Annotated in this window: 16 protein-coding genes; 7 read left to right on the forward strand and 9 right to left on the reverse strand. The window is 49.9% G+C overall.

The annotated features are described in order from the left end of the window. Window positions 1-928, reverse strand: a 928-nt coding sequence (locus AC1DWB_RS26760) for a family 4 glycosyl hydrolase (RefSeq protein ID WP_477544152.1), incomplete at its 3' end; no start/stop codon positions are given. Between the two features lie 84 nt (window positions 929-1,012). Between AC1DWB_RS26760 and AC1DWB_RS26765 the strand changes: the two genes are divergently transcribed. Further along, on the forward strand, window positions 1,013-1,900 hold the full coding sequence (locus AC1DWB_RS26765) for an AraC family transcriptional regulator (RefSeq protein WP_477544153.1): 888 nt from the start codon (window positions 1,013-1,015) through the stop codon (window positions 1,898-1,900). Here the strand turns inward: AC1DWB_RS26765 and AC1DWB_RS26770 are convergent. The 3 genes from AC1DWB_RS26770 to AC1DWB_RS26780 form a co-directional block, all read right to left on the reverse strand. Further along, window positions 1,875-4,745: a heparinase II/III domain-containing protein gene (locus AC1DWB_RS26770; RefSeq protein ID WP_477544154.1), complete on the reverse strand. Its 2,871-nt coding sequence runs from the start codon at window positions 4,743-4,745 to the stop codon at window positions 1,875-1,877. The genes AC1DWB_RS26765 and AC1DWB_RS26770 overlap by 26 nt on opposite strands. Window positions 4,746-4,762: 17 nt before the next feature. Next, window positions 4,763-6,886: a DUF4838 domain-containing protein gene (locus AC1DWB_RS26775; protein WP_477544155.1), complete on the reverse strand. Its 2,124-nt coding sequence runs from the start codon at window positions 6,884-6,886 to the stop codon at window positions 4,763-4,765. 326 nt (window positions 6,887-7,212) lie between these two features. Beyond that, a complete protein-coding gene (locus AC1DWB_RS26780) occupies window positions 7,213-7,458 on the reverse strand; it encodes a hypothetical protein (RefSeq protein WP_477544156.1) in 246 nt (81 codons plus the stop codon). A gap of 431 nt (window positions 7,459-7,889) precedes the next feature. Between AC1DWB_RS26780 and AC1DWB_RS26785 the strand changes: the two genes are divergently transcribed. Beyond that, the gene (locus AC1DWB_RS26785; protein ID WP_477544157.1) at window positions 7,890-8,717 is read left to right on the forward strand and encodes a hypothetical protein; all 828 of its coding nucleotides are present in this window, start codon (window positions 7,890-7,892) and stop codon (window positions 8,715-8,717) included. Between the two features lie 89 nt (window positions 8,718-8,806). On the opposite strand, the gene AC1DWB_RS26790 is transcribed toward AC1DWB_RS26785, so the two are convergent. Further along, window positions 8,807-9,724, reverse strand: a complete 918-nt coding sequence (locus AC1DWB_RS26790) for a helix-turn-helix domain-containing protein (RefSeq protein WP_477544158.1) — start codon at window positions 9,722-9,724, stop codon at window positions 8,807-8,809. 131 nt (window positions 9,725-9,855) lie between these two features. Between AC1DWB_RS26790 and AC1DWB_RS26795 the strand changes: the two genes are divergently transcribed. Both AC1DWB_RS26795 and AC1DWB_RS26800 read left to right on the forward strand, forming a co-directional pair. After that, on the forward strand, window positions 9,856-12,786 hold the full coding sequence (locus tag AC1DWB_RS26795) for a family 78 glycoside hydrolase catalytic domain (RefSeq protein ID WP_477544159.1): 2,931 nt from the start codon (window positions 9,856-9,858) through the stop codon (window positions 12,784-12,786). A gap of 168 nt (window positions 12,787-12,954) precedes the next feature. Then, on the forward strand, window positions 12,955-13,467 hold the full coding sequence (locus AC1DWB_RS26800) for a C40 family peptidase (RefSeq protein WP_477544160.1): 513 nt from the start codon (window positions 12,955-12,957) through the stop codon (window positions 13,465-13,467). 56 nt (window positions 13,468-13,523) lie between these two features. On the opposite strand, the gene AC1DWB_RS26805 is transcribed toward AC1DWB_RS26800, so the two are convergent. Continuing rightward, complete coding sequence (locus AC1DWB_RS26805; RefSeq protein ID WP_477544161.1) at window positions 13,524-14,891, reverse strand: sensor histidine kinase; 1,368 nt, start codon at window positions 14,889-14,891, stop codon at window positions 13,524-13,526. Between the two features lie 11 nt (window positions 14,892-14,902). Then, window positions 14,903-15,595, reverse strand: a complete 693-nt coding sequence (locus tag AC1DWB_RS26810; protein ID WP_477544162.1) for a response regulator transcription factor — start codon at window positions 15,593-15,595, stop codon at window positions 14,903-14,905. Window positions 15,596-15,730: 135 nt separating this feature from the next. Between AC1DWB_RS26810 and AC1DWB_RS26815 the strand changes: the two genes are divergently transcribed. Together AC1DWB_RS26815 and AC1DWB_RS26820 are read left to right on the forward strand one after the other, a co-directional pair. Next, window positions 15,731-16,594, forward strand: a complete 864-nt coding sequence (locus AC1DWB_RS26815) for a class I SAM-dependent methyltransferase (protein WP_477544163.1) — start codon at window positions 15,731-15,733, stop codon at window positions 16,592-16,594. A 112-nt stretch (window positions 16,595-16,706) separates the two neighbouring features. Next, window positions 16,707-17,012: a hypothetical protein gene (locus AC1DWB_RS26820; protein ID WP_477544164.1), complete on the forward strand. Its 306-nt coding sequence runs from the start codon at window positions 16,707-16,709 to the stop codon at window positions 17,010-17,012. Here AC1DWB_RS26820 and AC1DWB_RS26825 read toward each other — a convergent pair. Continuing rightward, the gene (locus AC1DWB_RS26825; RefSeq protein ID WP_477544165.1) at window positions 16,977-17,396 is read right to left on the reverse strand and encodes a MarR family winged helix-turn-helix transcriptional regulator; all 420 of its coding nucleotides are present in this window, start codon (window positions 17,394-17,396) and stop codon (window positions 16,977-16,979) included. The genes AC1DWB_RS26820 and AC1DWB_RS26825 overlap by 36 nt on opposite strands. A 208-nt stretch (window positions 17,397-17,604) precedes the next feature. On the opposite strand from AC1DWB_RS26825, the gene AC1DWB_RS26830 reads away from it, so the two are divergent. Then, on the forward strand, window positions 17,605-17,775 hold the full coding sequence (locus AC1DWB_RS26830) for a hypothetical protein (RefSeq protein WP_477544166.1): 171 nt from the start codon (window positions 17,605-17,607) through the stop codon (window positions 17,773-17,775). A gap of 26 nt (window positions 17,776-17,801) precedes the next feature. Here the strand turns inward: AC1DWB_RS26830 and AC1DWB_RS26835 are convergent. Next, window positions 17,802-18,482: DNA gyrase C-terminal beta-propeller domain-containing protein (locus tag AC1DWB_RS26835; protein ID WP_477544167.1), on the reverse strand; the 681-nt coding region annotated here is incomplete at its 5' end.

Here is an 18,482-nt window from a genome sequence, read left to right on the forward strand (position 1 = left end):
CCCCATAAGCAATGACTTTCTCGAATGAATAGCCATCAATGCCGAACGTCTTCCCGTAGTATTGGTACCCTGGGAACCGTTCCGGGAAAAACTCGACGACATGCCGATCACCAGGAGCCGCATAAGCACCGTACTTCTCGAAAAAAGACCACGCATACGGATTGCTGATCGTTGGCGCCTCCTCCCCCATTTCACGGAACATGGCACCTACATTTTTGTAACTGAGGCCCGCTTGGGTCAAAGACTCAATTTTCTCACGGATCAATGGACGTGCATCCTGACCGTCATAGCGGAAATCGTACATAAACGTCAAATGATTGATCCCGATGGAATACGCGGAAAACTTGCTAGGATCGAGACCTGCCAGTTGGGCAACATGACGCTCCGAATCGTGAACGCCATGGCAAAGTCCGACAATCGGGAAGTCGGTCGCCTTGCTCAAGGCGCGGCAGATGATCGTCATCGGATTGGAATAATTGAAGAAGGAGGCTTTCGGACATAGCTTCATTACATCACGAACGATGTCCACCATGGCTGGTATCATCCGCATCGCCCTTGATATGCCGCCAGGCATCGCTGTATCACCAACCGGTTGAAAGACGCCGTACTTGCGCGGAATGAATACATCTTGCTCCCAAGCTCTTCGTCCGCCTACACCTATCGTGCAGACGACGTAATCTGCGCCTGCCAGTACGTCCCTGCGGTCGGTCGAGTAGGTCAACTGGATGTTTCCTTCCTTGGCGTCAATCATTTTTCCGCATAATTTGGCAATCGAATCAAGTGCCCGCGGATCGGTGTCAACCAGGGCCAACTGCCAGTTAAATCGCCCGGGATTGCGCAGCAAGTCCGCGACCAACCCTTGGGTAAACATTGAACTTCCCGCTCCAATTAGAACGAGCTTCCTGTTCATACTCTTATTCGTATTCATGCTATTGTTCCACTCCCTAACGATGAATGATATACTTTTGCTAATTGATTACCACTATTCCACAACTAAAAGGAAACAAACGGAATGAAATATCAGTATGCCTACCGCGTCCCCAACCTGCATGACAGAGGTTATCATAGCCGGGAAGACGCTTTACTCATCAACTGTATCGGTTATGAATACGACGAGCCAGCGGGAGTTGCCAATCGGGAACAAGGCAGGGTCGATTTCCTGCTGTCGTATCTACATAGTGGATTCATGAAAGTCAGAATAGCGAACCGCGAGCAGATGATCGAAGCAGGGACCGTGTTTATCAGCAAACCTTATGAACGGCAATATTATGCCAAATCCGGCAAAGAACCGACCGGCAGTTACTGGCTTCATTTCACCGGCTACGGGGTAACCGATCTGCTGATCAAGGCAGGGTTATGGCAGGAGAGCATCTTCGTCACCGGCGTGAACAATGAGATTCCTCTGCTCTTCGCAAGGATTATTGAGGAAGAGACTGAGAAGCAACCGAGCTTCGAGCATATATCCGCCGCGTTATTGCAAGAGCTCATCTATACCATCTCACGTAAAATGGCAATTCAAGAAAAAGTGAAGCATATGGACCCTGGGGAGTTGATTATGCACGCTTCCTTCGACCTTCTGCACAAAAACTATGCCCAGAAGATGACGGTCAAAGAACTGGCGTCCCATGCAGGTTTGAGTCTAAGCCGCTACTCCAGTCTATTCAAGCAATATACCGGACTCTCGCCGCAGCAGTATTTGATCCAATACCGATTCCAGAAAGCGAAAGATCTGATGAGCCACACCCATTTGAACATCAGACAAATCGCTTCTCTGGTCGGCTTCGACGATCAATTGTACTTCAGTCGGCTATTCAAAAAATATGAACACCTGTCCCCTATCGAATATCGCAAAATGGCCTCTATGACCGACTCTGCTACCCAAACGACCTGGACGGAGTGACATCCCCGCTGCGGTAGACCCGGATACGCTCGGTAATGGGTTCGCCTTCCCACTCCATTGGCTCTTCTCCCAAGCGGACAAGAAGCATATCCTTCCCCCACGGTCCGGTGACAGTGAACCGAGCACCGCCATGTATTGGTTCGTACTTGACATCAATCGTTGGCGGAGTGCCTGTATTCGGATACGGGATCATCAACGCCGCGATGTTCATGACCGCCACATCCGGATCAGGAAGCAACACCAGATTGTGGCTGACAATCGTATCCCCATCCTCATATCGACTCAATCGATGATCGAGATTCACATTACAGGCGTAGTTGAACATAAGTCCTGCTTTCGGGGCATCAGCAAGGAAGCAATTGTCACCTGTGATTCGGAACTCACCGCGGCTGTGGAAATTCCACTCCATCCCACCGGTTGGCGAAACCAATTCGTCGAGTACGAGAAAGTAATTCGGCCTTACGAAGAGCAGCGTACGATCGTAACGCTCCAATTCCTTGTAGCTGTTCGCCAAATCAGTCTGGAGATATTGGAACTGCTCGTCGTTCTCATGCGATAAGATCAGCACAGAGTGTTCTGCGTCCTTGTAAGACTGGTTTTGTCCGCGAATCGTTACAATGTTATGACAGGCAGATTGAACATACATCACATGTCCGGGCTTGCTGTAATCAATCATCCCTGGATCCGACGCCACGAACTCCCCGTAGGCCTGAATAATAAATTGTCCCTTATCGAAATGGGTATGCTCGAACGACTGTCTCCCGCCTTCAAAAAACAGCATCATATCCGATTCTTTGGAACCTGTACGCCAAAATATTCGATCACAATCGAATCTCTGACTGCTCGGTAATGCTGCCTCTGTAAATGGACGGTCCTCATATAGCAACAAGGTCAACAAACCGTTCGTTGTGTACTGACCCGTATTGCTCTCCGCGCCAAAAAATGAAGTTCCTGGTTGATGAGGAACATCGTAATATTGATGCCACATCCAACCTGCAGACACTTCCTCGAAATACTTGGCGAAAAATAATAAAGAAGGGCCCATGTATTGAAACCGTTCATTTCTGCAATCGCCGATCGGGAGAAAACTCAGATTGTCATCGATCATGGATCGCATATGCAGAACGTACTTCATTCCTGCCCGCAATTGCGGAGGAGCAATATCAAGAACATGCTTGTTCCGGTAACGGGCAATAAGCAGCAAACATTCTGCAACATGATGTGTGGTATACTCCCAATACATCATTCCTTCGCCTGTCGTCCCGTCCGCCTTGTAGTAGTTGTCGATCATCCGTAGACACCAGTCGGCTTGCCGTTCAAGAATGGAATCGACGTCCGGGTGGCTTCGCCTCGCTACCAGACAGGCGTATAGGATACCTGAACCATACACAGCGCCTTGATTGCTTTCCATCAAATATCCATCCTTGTGCCGTCGCATATACATATCAATAGCCGGTATCGCCTTCTCATAAACGGCATCCTCTACCGCTCGCTTCTCCTCGGAACTGAGCAGACTGCCTAGGAAATCGTAACAAAGCGCCACACATTGCATGATATGCGATTCAATGAACGTCGCGCGGTAGCCGGTAATCCCTCTTGGATATCGGCACAGGAAGCCCGCGCACCATTCTTGGCATTGGATAACGGCAAGTAACGCCCTTCTGGCGGAAAGTCCGTATCGTAGATCTCCGCTTAATAAGTAAGCTAGCGAGCTATAGACGAGTGTACTGAACCAGTGACGCGTCTCCTCATACGGGACAGTAGCTCGTTCGATCCCCTGCTTCGCCCAGTAAACGGGAAAATAGGTACCTACATACGATTCTGGACGGTACGTCAAGTTGGCCTGAGCTTCGGCTATCATATTCTCGTATAATTGTTTGCCGGTACCGGACAATATTTTCTGTTTGAGCTGTGCCAGCTCTGCATGATCAAACAACAACTTAAGTGGCAGCTCCTCGACTTGGGTCAGACCAGTCGCCTCGGGATCTGCAATATCATCGATACCGGTAATTTCATGCGATTGTTGCGGATCTGCCCCCTTCCGCTCCAGCATGAACCAGTACAAGTGCGCCACATGCTGGCCTTCAATGCTACTTGCTAACTCGATCGTGATGTCCTGAAGCTTCTTCCCTTGAATCGGGACACGGATCTCTTCCATCCCGGAACCATCGCGACTATCGATCAACAGCTTGTTCTCACCGTCAATGACGGCATGAAGGCTGAACTTCCCTTTCGACTCAACGGAGACACATACGATAAATGCCTGAAACTCGTCAATGTCTTGTTCATATCTTCGCGAATAAGCGACTTTATTGGCTGAGCCGCCAGGAGGAATAGTCAGCTTCAGCTGTGCATACATCCAGGCACGCCGAAGCTCGCCTTCCGTAAGGTTCGGAACGTGCTCGATCCTTTCCCGCTTCCACATATCCACACTGAAATAACCTTCACTAGTAAATATATCCAATAAACTTTCGTTCGCATTGACAGGTATCAGTGGTCGCTGCGACAGCCATTGAGGGGTGCCGATTGCCAATATGGTACCGGCGAACGTATAATCCCGGGCACGAAGTACGAGTGTCTTCGCGTTTTGGCGTGCTTGTTCCGGCAGCAGGATATACAGATGTTCCAATCCTGCCCACTCGACAACTATCATCATTTCATGAACGATCTCACCGTTCCGATCGGATGCGATGAGTTCGACTACCAACATCGATTTGTTGTTGGAGTCAACCGGTAAATCAAGAAATCGGGATGCCTCCTCCGATGGGGGGAGTTGAATCGTATATTCACCTTGTTGTGCTGTATCCCATTGCACGAAGGAATCGGTTACATGAACGGTTCCCATAAGTATCGCCTCGCTTTCTATTCCTGCTTCTGAAAATAATTCTGTATCTGCATACGACGCCAATTGCGACAGCGCCGGATCAATTCCCTTAATTGGCTGCGCGTTAATGCCGATTTACTCTCAATACCCGCACCCGGATGTTCGTATCCGATCGGTACAAAATAGGCATCCATCCGTTCGGCGGTTTGTTCGATTATGTGCCAGGATGACTCTGCCTCATCTTGATCGCCGTTGAATAAAGCACTGTAGTAGGCAACAAAATGCACTTGTAACATAAGTGTGTCGATTCCGTACAGAAGCAACCGACGATCCTCGCCTAGGCGCAACTCATACCGGAGTTCAGCATATGCTTGTGCTCGGGCATCATTCGGATTAAGTGCCACCTTCCAACCCGTCCGTTCTTGCGAAGGTTGGACGGCCTTATCTTCCTCCAGCGCTGAATGGATCAGTCCTAGCGCCTGCTCCAGCACGGCGAGTGACGTTCTCCCGGATTTCACTGCATCAGCCGCTTGATGGTGAAAGTGATCGCCTACCGTAAGGGGTTGGTCTGGCTTCGCACCGTTCCAAGATAGAAGTAGCGACAACACGCTGTCTCTCTTCCATGCGCGCCAATCAGCAATCCCTCCCCATGCCTGCTCGATCAATCCGTAGGCTTTGCTCATGGTCGATGCATGCGGACCGTACCAATTGGAGAAGTATTCCTGCAAGAAATGGCCCGTATCGGTCTCGGCATCCCAACTTAATTGTGCATATAGCACTTGCGTCAGGGTTCGCATTCCCCAATTGACAAGGGGGACATGCATATATGTAATGCCCCGCGCTCCCATACGGGAATAAGCGGGAATATCATGCGCCATACGAGTTGTGAATAGCAGCGGCAAGTCTTCATACTTAGAGACGTTATAATACTCGCCAATGACTAGGGGAAGAGCAGATCGCTGCTCACACCAGCTCTGTAAGGCAGTGTGATATCGTTTGTTCGCCGAACAGCCAACCGCTTCGAAATCATGCTCGTAGCAGCGGTTGATCGGATAATAGACGACCAAATCGCCAGCAGCGGTCAGAACATCTGGAACCGGACGCTGTGGACCTTCAAGCGTATCCGTTCCCTCATACCCGCAAATAATCAAACGAACACGATGCTCAAGAACCCCCCGCTCCAGAGCGAGGTTGACAATCGTCCTGATTCCGGCAACGAAGTGAAGAAGCTGGTCGGCACTGTTGCCTAGTTGTTGACAAGACGTACACATGCAAGCATGTCCCCATGTGTCGAATCCCCACAAATCAACACGGTCTGCTTCCCGCCAATCACGCTGCAACCGCTGAACAAGCGACGCACCCAAATATTCAATCAAGTCCGGTTGCGACACGCAAAATTGGGTTCGTAATGCCTCTTCCTTGATTCGAACCCCATTCTCGGGCAAGCCGTACCATTGCGGGTGCTGCTCCCAGATTGTATGGCCACTGGATAGAAGACGATCGGGATCCAGAATCGTTTCAAATATGTGACCCCCTACCTTGAATGCCATTCCAAGTTTGCGGCAATAGGCCGCTGTAGCCGGACGATATGCTGTTACGTTCAAGCGATTCCTTGCCATCCATAGAAAGAATGAATCCGATTCCATCGATACGTATTCGAAGTCGAAGCCGCGGCCTAAATCCATAGACGCTTGGCCAACGATCCTGTCTTCGGGAATTATCAATCGATCGCTTGACTGCGGTATAATCTCCCCGCTATTGCCTGGTGCATACCAGCGCCATCCCTGTAAGCGCAAGAGCTCATATGCTCCATAAAGCACACCTGCTCTACCCGCCCCTGTGATGACAACGCCTGCTCCGCTACGTTCTAGTACAAATGCTTCATCTGTCCGGAACGAATCAGCGATGTGAAGCGCGATATAACATCTATCCCCCGACTGCTCCTCTACGATGCGGATTGAACTCGTCGGTATGGACCGGCTCAAGTAACGCTTCAATTCCATCGCTGCAAAAGCGGTAGTGCAACGAGCGGCCGCCACGTGATCGCTGTGGAAATCGATCTCCCGTTCCTCCTCCGCCCAGATTGCGCATAATAGCTCCGCACCCGAATAAGGGACCACAATGTCGATCGCGATCTCTGTCTGCTCCTGATTCGCTTTCATCTGCATTCCTCCTCGTAAGCCAATGGCAGGGTGATCTACCCCATAATAGCGGAACCGCTTACTCCATAAATATTACAACCCGTACACCTGTTGTCATATGAAGATAACGCCTTAACATATGGACAAATCGATTATGTATGCCGAAAAGGTTACAAATCTAATCCTGAGCAAACGAATGGAACACAAAAAAGCAACAACCACACATCTTCTGCATGAGTTGTTGCTGCATCAACTTTACGTAGAACGGTATTGCATTGTCCAGACTATGCGTGTATACCGGCACAAATGTCTGTTAAAATACCCTCACCATCAGCCGATCGTAATGATTAAGCGGATTGCAAGATCTTAGCTTGCAGATTGGAGCGAATGATCCGGATTCTCTCCCGCACATAAAAGTCGTAGGCGGCACCACGAAGGTCCTGAATAGAAATGYGCTGTTCCTTATTGTTGTCGAATATATCCATTGATCCATTGTCATAAAACTTAAATGTAATATCCTCCCAGGGGACTTCAGCAGAGTCAAGAATCTTATCGATCTGATCCTCCGATAGAAACTCGCTATTCTCAAACATTACCTTCCTATAAAAATCTCTTTCAATAAATCTGATTTTGTTAGCGATCATGGCGTCTGCACCCCTTTTCGAATTATGAGAACGTTTGTTCTATATTCTTATTATACCAAACATTTGTTCGCAGTCAATAGTTTCCAATACTAGAATGCTATAATATTTGCTGCACGCAGACAGAGGGGTTACGATTACTGTTGTTCCAGTACAAATGCGAACGCTGACGCTTCTTCACTCCCTCTTCCTGCCCTCTCTTGTTCCTCTTTCTATCATCCCGGAAATATAAGAAGAGTTAGACAGCAGAGAACGCATTGATATATGGCTGCCTATTTTCATGCAAAATCGTTCAACGTCAGCTGTATGTAGGTACAAGTCCACCCACAATTGTCATGCGGCTCATATCTTATGACGAAATCAGTACGAGGGGGGTGTAATAATTGAAGTGCGCGTCCAGGAACAACCCAAACAAAAGCTTCACCCATAAAAGTAGCTCTAAACCATCTCGCAAAAGCAATCAAAAATCTAATGCCAGGAGTATCAATGTTGAAGTTATTTGCAAGCCGCTAGCGGTGAATCCGCAAATTGCGCCTGTCATTGAAGTTGCTCCTGCTCCAGTACCCGTAAATGTAAACCCGCTTATCCAGGTAGATCCAGCACAAGTGATCGTGAATCCAACGCTTGGGTTCCTTTCATTCAGAAAAAACTGCACTCAGATCGACGGTGGTATTTATACTTTCATAAACAATGAAACGATCTCCACGCCTTTTCATGGCAGCGGGCCTGCGGATGTATATCCATCGATCATCCCGGTGTCTGGTGTTCCGAATATCATTCAAAAAGTAAAAGTAACTCTCTTCGACTTAGAAAGCCTTGCTCCAAGTGATTTTGTAATCTTGCTCGTCGGTCCGAACAATGTGACCAACACGTGTCTAATGTCCCAGGCAGGTGGTTCCCTGGTACCGATCAATAATGTGTTCTTGACCTTTGATGACGCGGCGAATGACTTCGTACCGATCTATGGCCCACTAATTACCGGTACCTTCAAACCAAGTTGCTTCTTCGGTATAGTTGACCTACCTTCTGCCCCGCCAACCTCGTCAAGCATTTCGTTAAGCAACTTTATCGGACAGAATCCGAATGGAGATTGGAAGCTCTTTGTTATTTCTCATAATCCAATATCAGAGTTGTCTTCGTTAATACGCTCAGGTTGGGCCATAAGCATAACAACGGCCGACAACGAGGAGTGCCTGTATAATTCGCTGTAAACGGATCCGAATACAAACGGAACAGCAATGAAAAAAAAGCGGTTGAGCATATAGTTTGCTACTCAGCCACTTTCTTCTTATGTTGATAATTAGATTAGCCGACTACTCCGATATTGCCCTGGAGTCATGCCGGTCTTTTTCTTGAACAGCGAATTGAAAAACTTAATATCTTGATACCCCATCTGCCGCGCAATGGCCGCAACTTTATCTCCCGTCGACAGAAGCAGCTCGCAGCTTGCCTCTATGCGACTCTTATGGACAAAATCGGTGAACGTCATGCCGGTCCGTTCGGTAAAGCGTCGCCGGAACTGACGTTCGCTGAGTCCCGCTCCTGCAGCAAGCGCCGACAATTGAACCGCACTGCCATGCAGCTGCTGACGGATAAGGTTGACACTTGCATCGATAGCCTCATCCGTAAATAGCTGAGAGCCGAGCGGCCTTAAATAGTCGGATCGCCCTCCTGAAGCTTGTTCATCTCCTACTGGCAGCCTCCGGCCCATATAGACTAGAATACGAACGATCTCCACTTGCAGCATTGCCACGAAGTTAAGGGACTTGCGCCTATATTCTTCATGCATCGAATTGAACGAACGCTGTAAGGCCCCCTCCCGATCATGAACATGCAGCCAAGGCTGTTCCGGGTAAGAGGAAGCGAGTACCCTTAAGGTATCGTCGTCCAGACGGTAAGCTTCACCTAACTGAGCCGCGAACGACTCGCTGAACACACAGTTGTATACGATCAGCTTGCTGCGACCAGGCGTTGGGGTTGAAGGCCGGAACACGTGAGATGCGCCGAGCGGCAAGTAAAACAAATCCCCCTTCGTCACCGGAATCGTCTGCCCCTCTATATATTGAAACCCGCTCCCTTCACTCACATAGTTGATCTCCACGAATTCATGCCGATGCTGCTCCAGCTGGAATGACTCCGTTACCCGATTCACGAATACCGGAAGCTCTGAAGTGAGGAACAAGCTGCTGCTTGTCGTACTAATTCGTTTGACACTCATGATTAGAAACCTCCTTGTAACCCATCATGACCGAATCAACCCTTGTTTTCGTCCGAATCGACCCCAATCTAACTTATTTCCCCCACCTTATAATGAATCTATTGTTTTGTAAATAGGGAGGGTATATAAGTATGAGCCAAGCGGCAAACGAGGTAATAACAAACGAACAACATTCGCCCGAGTGGCAAGCCCAGTGGATATGGGGAGCCGGGGATGAAAGTCCGCGAAATGAATGGCGCTGCTTCCGTCAGCACTTCACCGTTCCCCAAGTGCAAGCTGGCGCACAATCAGCGAACATCCGAATTACGGCGGATTCGCGTTACGTTCTGTATGTGAACGGTAAGCAGGTCGGACGTGGTCCCGTACGTTCATGGCCCTTCGAGTTAGCTTACGATGAATATGAGATCGGTCATTTGCTGAATCCCGGTGGCATTAATGTGGTGGCCGTACTTGTGATGCACTACGGCGTCTCCACATTCCAGTACTTGCGTGGACGCGGCGGCTTGATCGCGCAAATCCATACCGGAGACGGCAAGGAGCTGCTGCTCGCTACAGATGAATCGTGGAAGACAGCGGTTCACGCCGGTTTCGATGCGAACTCATCGCGGATCTCATGCCAGCTAGCCTTCACCGAAATGATGGATGCCCGTTCATGGGATGCTGCCTGGACAGGCATCTCCTTCAACGATCATGATTGGGAACGAGCGGTGTCCATCGGACCAGCGGGTACAGCACCATGGATCAAGCTCGTTGAGCGCGATATTCCATATTTGACGGAAGAGCCGGTCTACCCCTCGCGCGTCGAGAGTCTGACTGCCGTCAAGCCTGTGTCATGGGCGGCTGTCTTCGACGTACGGAACTTCTTGCTCCCGGCCAGCGCCAATCACGCTAACAACGTGTCGTTCACCGGTTATATGGCGACCGTCATTCGCATAACGAAAGCCGCTACCTTCACGATCGGCATCGTCGACAATGGCCGGATTCAAGCCAAGTTCAGTCTGAATGGAACGTGGTATACCAAGGAGGCGTTCACTAACGATGATTCTCAACAATTTTTACGTGTTGAGCTGCAGTCCGGGGACAACTTCCTCTTGCTGGATGTCAGCGCCACGTCCCATGGACATGGCTTCCATCTCGGCTTCGATTGCGAAGAGCCGTTCGAGGTTGTCAACCCGCTAGGAAACCATATTGCCGCGGGAAGCACTGCTTTCGTTGGGATCGGCCCCTTCGATTCCGTTGAACATATTGATCATCAGGACACTCGCCCTCTGCGAACCGACCATCCGGATTACGAGCGCGCGAAGCAATTAACAAACAGTGAACAATTGGCTGGCTTCTCAGACTGGGTCATTGTTATGCCCCAGCCGTTCATGAATGTAACCGATGTATTCGGTTATTGTGTGTGGAAGAAACATGAGCAGTCGCACCCTGTGCCATATTCACTGCAAAATGCTGTAATTGCTGGTCCGAACGCTGCGATCGTGCCCTTATATGAAGGTCACGATACGGAATTCGTCATCGATTTCGGCCGTGAGCTGTCGGGGTACATCTCGTTCGATGTAGACGCAGCAGCCGGTACGATCATCGACATGTACGGGTTCGAATACATGCGGGACGGCTGGCGGCAGCATACATACCAGCTCGACAACACGCTCCGCTATGTGTGCCGCGAAGGCCGACAGACGTATACATCCTATGTGCGCCGCGGGCTGCGCTACTTGACCGTTACGGTCAGGGAAGCCATACGGCCGGTCAAGCTGTATGAAACCCTTATGCAGCAGAGTAATTTCCCCGTTGCGGAGATCGGTAAGTTTCTGTGCTCCGATCCGTTGTTGAACGATATATGGCAGATTAGCCGCCATACAACGAAGCTGTGTATGGAAGATACGTTCGTCGATTGCCCAGCGTTCGAACAAGCCTACTGGGTCGGAGATGCGCGCAACGAAGCACTCGTGAACTACTACGTGTATGGAACCAAAGAAATTGTGGAGCGCTGCCTGCGGCTCGTTCCCGGCTCTTCATTCCAAACGCCACTGTATGCCGATCAGGTTCCGAGCGGATGGAACAGTGTCATCCCGAATTGGACGTTCTTCTGGACGTCAGCTTGTTATGAATACTACGCATTCAGCGGGGATACCGAATTTGCCCAGTCCATGTGGCCACACGTCCGGCTCACGTTGGATACTTACTTGCAGAAGCTCGATGCCCAGGGGCTGCTGCGCATGAAAGGCTGGAACCTGCTCGACTGGGCCCGGTTCGAGCAGCCTAGAGACGGCGTCGTCACGCCGCAGAACATGTTCCTCGTCCGTGCGCTGCGGGATGCGGCCGAGCTCGCGCTCATCTCGGGTGCCTCAGCGGAAGCCGAGCGATACCGCGCAGAGGCCGAGCGGCTGCGCCAAGCCATTGACCTGTATCTGTGGGACGACAGTCGCCAGGCTTACATCGACTGTATCCATGTCGATGGCCGACTCTCTGGCACGACTAGTATGCAGACACAAGTCACTGCCTGCCTATGCGGCATTCCGCAGGGAGAACGTAAGGAATTGCTGGAACGCTACGTGATAGAGCCACCCACTACGTTCGTTCAGATCGGCAGTCCGTTTATGTCCTTTTTCTACTACGAGACATTGGCGAAGATGGGCCGACTGGACGTACTGGTGGATGACATCCGCAAGCAGTACGGCGTTATGATCGAGCATGAGGCAACGACCTGCTGGGAGATGTACCCGGTCAGCGGTTATAACCACAACAAGAAGATGCCCACCCGCAGCCATTGCCACGCCTGGTCAGCCGGGCCCGCCTACTTTCTTGGGGCGTATGTGCTAGGGGTGCGTGGAGCAACGCCGGGTTGGACGAAAGTCACCATCGCTCCGCAGCCGGTCGGGCTGGCCTGGGCACGCGGATCTGTCCCGTTGCCCGAAGGCGGACGCATCGACGTCGCGTGGCGCGTAGACGAAGCGTCTCGCCGCATGACCTTGAACATTCAAGCGCCGTGCGGACTAGAGCTCGATATCCAAGCCCCGGACGGCTATGAATTATGCTGCGAGCGTATCTGTCAATAGCAATTTAGATCAAAATTCTCATTATATTCTAATAAAACGCATACATTCCTTGAGGCTCTAGGCCTAGTTCCTATAGTGGTAAATGGTGGTGAAAATAGTTCTGTTATACTAGTTTTCAGGCAGCCACCATCACACTACTTACTAGACAACTAGACTCAGGAGGTACTTATGCATTCTTCTTTCAAACGTTGGATTAAACCCGTTGTGAGCACAGCGCTCGTAGTCACATTTGCCCTCTCCGGTAATCTTGTAATTGCTTCACAATCGGCTCATGCGGAGTCCGTGTCCGTACAAGCAACATCCAGGGCAGACCAAATCATTTCACTTGGCTTGAAATACTTGGGAGCCCCTTATAAGTTCGGCGCCAAGACTGGCAATACTAGCTCTTTCGACTGCTCGTCTTTTATGGAATATATATTCAGTAAGCAAGGAATCGATCTACCTCGGACATCGAAACAGCAATCCAAGGTTGGCTCATACGTATCCAGAAGCAACTTGAAGAAGGGTGACCTTGTTTTCTTCTCTACAAATAGTTCCAAAGGACAAATCGCTCACGTAGGCGTGTACATGGGGAATGACAAGATCCTGCACACTTACAAAAAAGGGATCGGCGTAACGACAACTTCGATAAAATCGGGTTGGTGGAATTCGCATTATATCACGGCTAGACGAGTACTCTAATCGCATATGACACAAGTAGGAGGCGTTTGATTCATAGAATCGGACGCCTCTTGGCATTATTCGGATAAATCCATATCTGACATGAAGCTGATCGTAATAGCGGTCCCTACTTCCACTGCACTCTCGATGTCCAGTTTTCCGTTGTGCAACTGCACGATCCGTTTGGCAATTGCAAGACCTAGACCAACTCCACCCGATTGTCGCATCCTCGATTTATCCACCCTGTAGAAGCGGTCGAATATGTGTGGGATCTCACTAGCTTCGATGCCAATCCCTCGATCCGCAATTCGGATACGCACCGTCCCCTCTAGCTTCTTCAAGCTCACTTGAATCGACTCGGCACTGTATTTGATTGCATTGTCAATAAGAATAATGAGCAATTGTCGAAGCTTCTCCGGGTCTCCTTGAACGAGTAACGGAGTACCCGCTACTTGCATTTGAATCTCTCGATCGAAAGAAAGCTCCATCGATGTTGCGACGCTTGCTGTCAATATCTCCAGATCAACTTCTTGAAAATGTATCGGTTTATACAGATCCGGATCAACAAGCTGCATGAGGGAATGGACCATACCCTTCAACCGTTTCGTCTCAGAAATAATCGCTTCGAACGCTTCTTGGCGTAACAGTGGATCGTGGCTAGCCCAGCGGGTCAACATGTTCGCGTAGCTCTGAATGATCGTCAGTGGCGTTCGCAACTCATGGGACGCGTCGGCAATGAACTGCTGTTGCCTCATAAAGTCTTCTTCCAGCTTGCTGATCATCTCGTTGAAAGTAATACTCAGCTTGCCCAATTCATCGTTGCGCGACGTGTAATCGATGTCGAGTTTGCGGAACGTTCCGCTTTTTTGAATAATCTGCATCGTGGTAAGCAAATGACGGATTGGCAAGAAGATGAAGCGGGAGTAGAACAATCCGCCAATGATGGAGAGCGCAACCGCTCCGAGTGATGTGATCATCAACGCAGACAGGAGCACGTCCATGTACTCATTCCATAACCGCATCGTTCTTCCCAGCTCCAACACACCCACCTGCTCATTGCCGGCAAGCATTGGAACCTGGACGTACAAATATCGCTGTTTGTTGATTACAGCGATTTGGAAGTGATAGTTTTTGTGCCACTCCACCGGCTTCTCGGTCAGCTTGGGATCGGTATATACCTGAAGCTGAATCGTACCCGTCCTCCCAATAATTCGGATCATCTCATTCGTGACCAGAAATTCCTCCAGCAGCTTGGCATTGTTCCACAGAGTCGGATCAAGCAAATCCTTCTTCTCCAGAATGGTATTCGCTTTGTTCAGCATCAACTCCTTTTCACTCTTCGTTGTAATGTTCACGACGAAGAAATAGAGGAATACATTGAACAATACCAGAATCAAAACGAGCCAGATTGAAGAAAGCACCATGAGACGCACCTTCAAGCTCATACAGGGCCCTCCTAGTTCGGCTCACGGATGGAATAACCGACACCGCGACTCGTATGAATCAGCTTATTTTTGTAGCCTTTGTCGATCTTCTGGCGCAAATACCGGATGTAGACATCTACTAAGTTCGTATCACCTGCGAATTCATATCCCCATACTTCGGACAGTATTTGTTCCCGGGTCATGACGTTTCCAGTGTTCTGCAACAAATAGAGCAGCAAGTCATACTCGGTTGGCGTCAGCTCAATGAGCGTGTTGTCCCGAGTAACGCGCCTGGATTTGCAATCCACATGCAGACCGTCAAGTTCATAGCAATCCTCGTCCTCAGCCTCAGCCTGCTGCTGTGCCACTCTCAGCAATCGCCGGATTCGGGCCAGCAGTTCTTCAATCGCGAATGGCTTCGTCACATAATCGCTCGCACCGAGATCGAGTCCGATTACTTTGTCCTTGACCGCATCCCTCGCGGTTAGAAGAATTACCGGCACGGTACAATTATGCTCGCGTATGCGCCGCAGTACTTCAAGTCCATCCATCTCCGGGAGCATAAGATCAAGTAATATAATGTCCCACGTTTGCCCTAAAGCCAGCTCCATCCCTTCACGGCCGGACGCAGTACGAATCGTTTCGTATTGCTCATGCTGAAGTTCCAACTCCAGCACTCTCGCTATTTTATCTTCGTCCTCGATCAACAAGATACGTCCGCGCATGAGGCCTCCGGCATATGGGAATACAACTAGTATGTACATAATGGCCGTGATTGCTACAACAAGAACGATGGTGGATATTGGTCTATCGAATGATGTAGAATAGAAAGGATCTCAATTGAAGGAAGGTTCACAATAATGTTTGTAGCAAATGATTGGAAGCAATATGAGCTGCTCGATACAGGAAATGGGGAGAAGCTCGAGCGGTGGGGGGATGTTGTGCTGCGGCGACCGGATCCTCTGATTATTTGGCCGCTTGAGAAGGAGACGGCCGAGTGGCGAGAAGCAGATGCTCACTACCATAGAAGCAACTCAGGCGGCGGTCAGTGGGATATGAAGCGGCAATTGCCGGATCGGTGGGTTGTTTCCTATGACAAACTATCTTTCTACATAAAACCGACCGGGTTCAAGCATACCGGGTTATTCCCGGAACAAGCCGCCAACTGGAGCTGGATGATCGAGAAGATTAAGAGCGCAGGCCGACCGATCAAGGTGCTGAACTTGTTCGCTTATACAGGTGGAGCATCCGTTGCTTGTGCATATGCCGGCGCTGAAGTGTGTCATGTTGATGCTTCCAAGGGCGTTGTTCAATGGGCGAAGGAAAATCTGCAACTATCCGGTCTCGGAGACAAGCCCGTACGCTTCATTACGGATGWTGTATTCAAGTTCGTACAAAGGGAAGCACGCAGAGGCAATCAGTATGACGCCATCATCATGGATCCCCCTTCGTATGGAAGAGGGCCGAACGGGGAAACTTGGAAACTGGAAGATGATCTGTTCCCATTCGTCCAATTTTGTACAACGATTCTGTCGAGTTCGCCGTTGTTCGTCCTTATTAATTCCTATACGACTGGACTGTCTCCAACCGTGCTGCACAACTTACTTAGTATGTCGTTAGGCCGTAAGCTTGGTGGACAGATTACATGCGGCGAGATCGGATTGCCGATCACCGCTTCGAAGCTCACGATGCCGGCTGGCATTCTGGGGCGTTGGGAAGCGTAGGGCTGGACGGCTTGAAAATGAGAAAACCTGACCGGAAGTACGAAGTACAAACCGGTCAGGTTTTTTTGCGTAAGCGTATAGTTGGACACAAGGGAGAAAGTCAGCAGGCGGGGTGCTCGTCGGCGTAGAGTTAGACGGTTTTTCCGTCTATCTCGGGCGTTGGGTGCTCGTCGGCGTAGAGTTAGACGGTTTTTCCGTTTATCTCGGGCGTTGGGTGCTCGTCGGCGTAGAGTTAGACGGTTTTTCCGTCAATCTTGGGAGCTGGTTGCTCGTTGGCGTGGAGTTAGACGGTTTTTCCGTCTATCTCGGCCGCTGGTTGCTCGTTGGCGTGGAGTTAGACGGTTTTTCCGTCAATCTCGGCCGCTGTTCATCCAAACCGCGCTTAATTAGCCACCTTTCCAAGCAAATAGACGAGTAATTGCTGGTTGTGCGAAGAAATCCGATCTAGCTGAGCGTCGATGAATGTATTTCGTATTCGCAAGCCACGTTCCTGCTCGGACAGTCCCTTCTCAGTAGGAATAATCCACACAATGCGGCGGTCCTTCTCATCCCGTTGACGAACGATCAATTCATTCTTCTCCATCCGATCCAGCAACGTCGTAATAGCAGCCGGCGTCGTATGAAGATGCTCGAGCAGATCCGATGGCTTCATTCGTCCTTGCCCTTGTTTCTCGCCTTCTTGCAACACCTCTAACACATGCAACTGCCCTTCCGTCAAGCTCGGAGCGAGCTCCGTCTCCATATGCAGCTTCAAATCTTTGGTGATCTTGCTCCACAATCTGGTAAACTCCGTCGTGTGCATGAATAATCCCTCCCGATCGAATACTTGCTTCTATTTCTATTATATCAGCCACGATTGTCGGATAAAAGGTTAATCCCATTAATATTTTATTCCATAAATCGAGCGAAACAATAACATTTCGCTAGGCTTTTACATATATTGCATTAGGATACACTAGAAGAAGGAGAATTAGGTCGAATACCGTGCAACTCGAAAGGAGCGGACCGAAATGGATCAAGCCCGCAAGCTGGAAATTGTGAGGAAGGCGTTAACCGATGGAATAATAAACGACCCGCAGTGGCTAAATAAGCTGGATGAGCCTATGCCAGTGTGGGCCGTTATGGAACTTTTTTTGAATTTGCTTGAGAAGCTGGACCCGCCTTATGAATCCTACGACTAAGTCAGTGTTGGATTCTCAGGGCGTTGTTACGCGAGTACGCCGCGTTTCAATACGACAAGCACCTGGTCGCTCTTCCCGACCGTTATGACTGCCTTACCTGGCGACTTGCGTTCCTCGATTGGAGCTTGTTCCGAAGAGAAGGTAACTTGCTCCCCGGATTTCAATATCGCGCTGAACTGCAAGGTATGCTTCACGAAGAAGGCTTTCACCAACTGATCGCCATTAGGACGAACACGCTTGCCTTCCTTGAATTCAAACGTAATGATTCCTTTGCCGCCACGACCTTGAATCGGATAATCAAGAAGCAGCGAGCTCTTGGCGTAGCCTAGATCGGAGATAACGAGGACTTCGCCCTCTTCACCTTCTACCCATTCGGCCGCGATCACTTCATCGTCCTCACGCAGTTGAATGCCGCGAACGCCTCCGGCTGCGCGCCCCATGGCGTTCACTTCCATCTCGCGGAATCGGATGCTCATCCCGAGCTTGCTGACGATCAGCAACTCTTTCGTATTGTCGCTCAAGCGGACGTTGATCACTTCATCCTGCTCACCTAGCTTGATCGCGACTATACCGCCGGAACGATTCGTGTAATACTCCTTAATCTCTGTGCGCTTTACTTGCCCCCGCTTCGTGATGAAGACGAATGATTTGTTCGGGTCTTCGAAGTCCTTGATCGGGATCACTTGTACGATCCGGTCGTCCTTGGC

Source organism: Paenibacillus sp. P4_E11 (assembly GCF_056401635.1).